This is a genomic window from Bradyrhizobium sp. Crot121, from assembly GCF_059512385.1.
The window spans coordinates 1-5084 of the sequence record NZ_JCAMOR010000170.1 but is presented as its reverse complement, the minus strand read 5'-3'; the positions used below and the strand labels follow the sequence as shown (position 1 = coordinate 5084).

Here is a 5084-nt window from a genome sequence, read left to right as displayed (position 1 = left end):
ACAAGATCTTCCCGTATCTCCTGCGCCATCTGGCGATCGACCGGCCGAATCAAGTGTGGGCGGCCGATATCACCTATCGGCATCACGGCGCGCCCAAGCATGGTGACGCGCTGCTGGCTGGTCTGATCCGGTGCCAGCGCTGCGGCCGCAAGCTCACACTCCGGTACTCCGGCATGGAAAACCATATCCCGCGCTACAGCTGCAGCCGCGCCTGGATGGACAATGGCGGGCCCCACTGCATCGCCTTCGGCGGATTGCGCGTCGATGATGCCATCGAGGAGGCACTGCTTGGCGTCGTCGGTCCGGGCGCTATCGCCGCTGCAACCGCTGCTGCTAAGGAAGCCGGGGAACGGCGCGATCAGGTGCGCGATGCTCTCAGTCGGGATCTCGAAGCGGCGCGCTATGCCGCCGACCGGGCCTTCCGGCAATACGATGCCGCTGATCCCGCGAACCGCCTGGTGGCGAGTGAGCTGGAAGCACGCTGGAACAGGGCGCTCGCTCACGCGGCGGAGGTCGAGGCCAAGATCGCCATGCATGACGCGGCGACGCCCGCACTTCCTGATCCAGCCTTGCTCGGTGTTCTGGCCTCGAACCTCAAAACGGTCTGGGATGCGCCGACGACGGATGCTCGCCTCAAGAAGCGGATTGTGCGCACCCTCATCCATGAGGTCGTAGCCGATATCGACGACGCGGCCTCGGAGATCATTCTCATCGTTCATTGGGTAGGTGGCGCCCACAGCGAGTTGCGCTTGCCGAAGCGCCGGCGCGGACAGCGCAACAGCACCTCTGCCGATATCATCCAGGCCGTGCGTCAACTGGTGCTGATCGCCAGCGACGATCTGATTGCCGGCCTCCTCAATCGCAACGGCCTGAAGACCGGTAACGGCAATCGCTGGACCCGCGAGCGCGTCACATCAATGCGCTCGAACTACCACATCCCGGTGTTCAAGCCCGCGGAGGACGGGATCGAGCCATGGCTCAACCTTGGCAACGCCGCAAAGCTCCTGAAGATCGCGCCCAAGACGCTCCGGCTGGCCGCTGAAGCCGACGAGATCGAATCCATCCATCCTCTGCCGGATGGTCCTTGGATCTTCGCCCGCACCTGGCTGATAACAACTGCTGCTCAATCTATCGCCGAACGAGCGCGACAGAACCCAAGATACCCCGCGGGATCGCATCCCGCTCAACAAAATCTCTTCTCTTCAATCACATAGCCAGATGGGTGTTCTGATGCGCAGTTGTAATCGGCCCGCCAGCATCCGAGTGCGACGCGAGCCTGGGCCAGTGACGTGAACAGCGTCTCGTTCAATAGTTCATCCCGCAGCCGGCCGTTGAAGCTCTCGATGAAGGCATTCTGCATGGGCTTGCCCGGCGCAATGTAGTGCCATGCGACGCGGCTCTGATCCGCCCATGTCAGGATGGCGTTGCCGGTCAGCTCGCTGCCGTTGTCGCTGACCACCATTTTCGGCTTGCCGCGCTCGATCATCAGCCGGTCCAGTTCCCGCGCCACCCGGATGCCGGAGAGCGAGGTATCGGCGACCAGCGCCAGGCACTCGCGGGTGCAGTCATCGACCACGGTGAGGACGCGGAAGCGGCGGCCGCAGGTCAGCTGATCCGACACGAAGTCGAGCGACCAGCGGTCGTTCGGCGCCATCGGCACCGTCATCGGCGCTCGGGTCCCGATGGCACGCTTGCGGCCGCCACGGCGGCGCACTGCAAGCTTCTCTTCCCGGTAAAGCCGGAACAGCTTCTTGTGGTTGACCCTATAACCCTCCCGCTTGAGCAGGACATGCACGCGCCGATAGCCGAAGCGGCGGCGCTCATGAGCGATCGCCTTCATACGCTGGCGAAGGCCGTCATCGTCCGTCCGGATCGTCTTGTATCTCATAGTCATGCGGCAGCTGCCGATGGTTTTACACGCCCGCCGTTCGCTCATCCCGTGGGCATCCCGGTCCGGATTTCTGTTTCATCTTCGCTCCTGGTGGCTACGATGAACCAGAAATCCTCCCTCCGCAAAATCCCCCTGTTTGTCTCACAGGCCCTGACGGCGAACAGTTTGGCAAACCAACGAACAAACGAGCGCACAAATGCACGAATAAGCAAAGGCGACAACGCGATATATCCTGTCCAACCACCAATCAATGTCCAACCACCAATCAATGTCCAACCACCAATCAATGTCCAACCACCAATCAATGCCAACAGGTTCTCAAAGAACAGCACTGGCCCAACAGCGAACAATTAAATTGGACCGCAGGGACGCTCTTCCTCATTGGACCGCAATTGTAGACAGTGACAGGATCCAATGGACAAGCTTAGGCAAGCGAATAGGATAATGGCCTTTTCATAAGCGAAAAGCTCACGAATATTAACTTGGAGCCTTAGCGAGACCCAAGCATATTTTATTGTTGGAGAACGACAGAAGGTGACATTCCCAAGGTATTCTTAGTTGAACCACGCTTTTAGACGGTGACATTTGTGGCTTTTCGCAGAAGGCAAGAAGTCTTTGATCTCGACCTGCAGTGAAGGGACACATCCAACACGATGCCCCTTTAATGCACCAGCAACGGCAACACTGTGCCGATTGGAGATTACACAGCTCATCGCTCGTGGACAAAGCCTCTATATATACGAGTCACTCTTATAGTTCGTCACGCAGCGAGCCCTCTTATAGTATCTGTCGTAAACTTCACACTTTCACCATGGGAGACAATTATCCAGCCTACGAGCGCCCCGAATTTGACAGCGTCTGCCTGACGGGCACGACCGGAGACAAACTGCGCAAGGGCCTCCAAAAGGCAGTCAAAGAATACCGTAAGTACCTCCAAAAGCGGGTCCAGCGAGCCCAGGTCAAGTGGGTGGCTAAGGCGCGGGCTTATGAACAAGCTACCGACCGTCCTCCAAGGAACTTTGGGGCGTTCGAAACAAACCCCTGTATGACCGCGTCTCCACTCGCTGGCGCTAATGAGGCCATCGAACTTGACACCCTCTCGGGTGATGCTTCAGACCCACCCCTCTTGTATGTCTATTTGCCTACCAACCTTGCGCGTTCCTGTGTCGAAGACAAGACTTTCGAAGCAGTCCCAACTAAATATTGCCCCGGGGTGGTGATAGCGATGAACTGCCGGCCATACGATCCCGTCATCTCTGCTAGATCTATATCGGGAAAGTACCACCGGCGATTGTGCACTAACGTTGAGCGCGAAGATATGCAGTATTTCCTCGCTGTCGTTGCGACCGACCGCTTCAGTTTCCAAGACAATGGCGTATGGATACGCGATACGACGAGCGGTCAGTTCGACATCGTCGCCTATGGAGAGATGACTTGGCCCCCTCCTATGCCCCCGACCGACTGGCCGACTGCGTCTGGTTGGGATGATTAGTTGTGTCACTTTCGCCGCAATACGCCAATGTTGGTCCTGGCCCCTCGTAGAAAGACATTAGGTTCTTTAATTTCTATTTGCGTCGGTCGTGCTCGTTGCTTGTATTGTTGTTATTTTCCGTTTTCGTTAGCTATGCTTTTGCGCTCATGGCGCCATGTTGTTGTAATGTTCACTTTATTTAAGAAGGCCAGGCGAGTTTGCTATCTTCTTCTCAGTTTGTCTTGACCCATTTTATGGACGATTGAATACAGTATCATACGCGATTAGTCCGCGATGGCGCGATAGGCGCCAAACGTGTAAGCGATATTTGGTCAATTGCTGATATTACCTAGAATTCTAGTATTTTTAAAAAAATGTGTTTTGTTTGTTGTAGCAAAGAGATGCTGTATTCCCGCCGTATGAGTTTTTATGTGCAATGGTTTCGTTATAAATAAGTCGGCCCTGCCAATACAAGGCTTCTGAACGCTCCGTTCTATTTCGTTGTAGTGGTCTGTTTTTCGCTTTTCTGCACGACGTATATCTGCTTCGCAGATTATTGATTGGTGGTGTTGGGAGCCATAGTCGATGCATGGCACGAGCTATGCAGAACTTGTTTGGACAACGTCAGAAAATAAAATGCTGATGTAAACGTCGTCGCCTCGGATTTTTAGCCGCAACTTCCGGACTTGGGCGAAGCCCAAGACTCGCGCGAAGCGCGAGCCGGAAGTTGCGGCTAAAAATCCGAGGCGACGACGTTTACATCAGCATTTATCCTGCCGCCGCCGCCGCCGCCGCCGCGCCCGCGCGGGCATCGAACAACGCTGACGCGTTGACCGCATACCCACAGCAACCACAGCAGACGATGCCTCTGGCATAACCGCAGGAATAACATCAGAAGCGGCCACCTTTCCAACTAACAAAACGGTTCAAGGGGCGTACGCATACGACGAAGGCCGCCAGATTGGCACATGCGCGTGAGAGCGGCGAGCTCTATGATGGCTGGGCGTTGCGTGAACGTCAGGCGGCCTGCTGATCGGCGGGTTTGTCGGCTTTGCGCAGGAGCTTCCATTCCCAGGGCAGCAGTTCGTGCAGACGCGATGCGGGAAGATCGGCGATGCGGGCGAGGACGTCGGCGAGCCAGGTTTTCGGATCGACGTCGTTGAGACGACAGGTCGTGATCATCGTCAGCATGATGGCGGCACGGTCGGCACCACGCTGGCTGCCGGCGAAGGTCCAGTTGCGCCTTCCCAAGGCGATGCCTCTCAATGCGCGCTCAGCACAATTGTTGGTCAAGCAGATCCTGCCATCGTCGAGGAAGCGGGCGAAGTCGTCCCAGCGCCTGAGCATGTAATTCATAGGCTTCAGGACCTCGGAGGAGCGAGAGAGGGTTTCGCGCTCACGCAACAACCAGGCGTGCATGTCCCCGAGGAGCGGCTTGCTCTTTTCCTGGCGCACGGCGCGCCGCTCTTCGGCGCCGCAGCCGTTAATGGCGCGCTCGATCTCGAACAACACATCCAGGCGCCTGACCGCCTCCAGCGCGATCGGAGAGACCGGTTTACCTCTCTTGCCTTCCCGGGCATTCTTCTCGATGTCAGCCAGCTCGAAGAAGCCCCGCCGCGCATGGGCGAAGCAAAACGCCGGCGTAATCGGCAGCACCTTCTTCTGCGGGTCGAACAGCGGCTCGAAGCCGTTGTAGCAATCGGCTTGCAGGATACCGGCGAA

The 5084-nt window shown here is 57.2% G+C and carries 3 protein-coding genes and 2 pseudogenes; 2 read left to right on the top strand and 3 right to left on the bottom strand.

The window, feature by feature from the left end:
* Positions 1–77 precede the first annotated feature (77 nt).
* Positions 78–1214: pseudogene (locus AC5ZGW_RS45310) on the top strand (recombinase zinc ribbon domain-containing protein); the annotation flags it as partial.
* Positions 1215–1222: 8 nt separating this feature from the next.
* On the opposite strand, the pseudogene AC5ZGW_RS45305 reads toward AC5ZGW_RS45310, so the two are convergent.
* A pseudogene (locus AC5ZGW_RS45305) lies at positions 1223–1942 on the bottom strand (IS3 family transposase); the annotation flags it as partial.
* Entirely contained in the window at positions 1933–2202 is a 270-nt protein-coding gene (locus AC5ZGW_RS45300; RefSeq protein ID WP_165435640.1) for a hypothetical protein, read from the bottom strand. The pseudogene AC5ZGW_RS45305 and the gene AC5ZGW_RS45300, both read right to left, overlap by 10 nt.
* A 353-nt stretch (positions 2203–2555) precedes the next feature.
* On the opposite strand from AC5ZGW_RS45300, the gene AC5ZGW_RS45295 reads away from it, so the two are divergent.
* The gene (locus tag AC5ZGW_RS45295) at positions 2556–3383 is read left to right on the top strand and encodes a RolB family protein (RefSeq protein ID WP_130231644.1); all 828 of its coding nucleotides are present in this window, start codon (positions 2556–2558) and stop codon (positions 3381–3383) included.
* Positions 3384–4379: 996 nt separating this feature from the next.
* On the opposite strand, the gene tnpC is transcribed toward AC5ZGW_RS45295, so the two are convergent.
* A partial coding sequence (gene tnpC, locus AC5ZGW_RS45290) for an IS66 family transposase (protein ID WP_496114137.1) occupies positions 4380–5084 on the bottom strand: 705 nt, incomplete at its 5' end.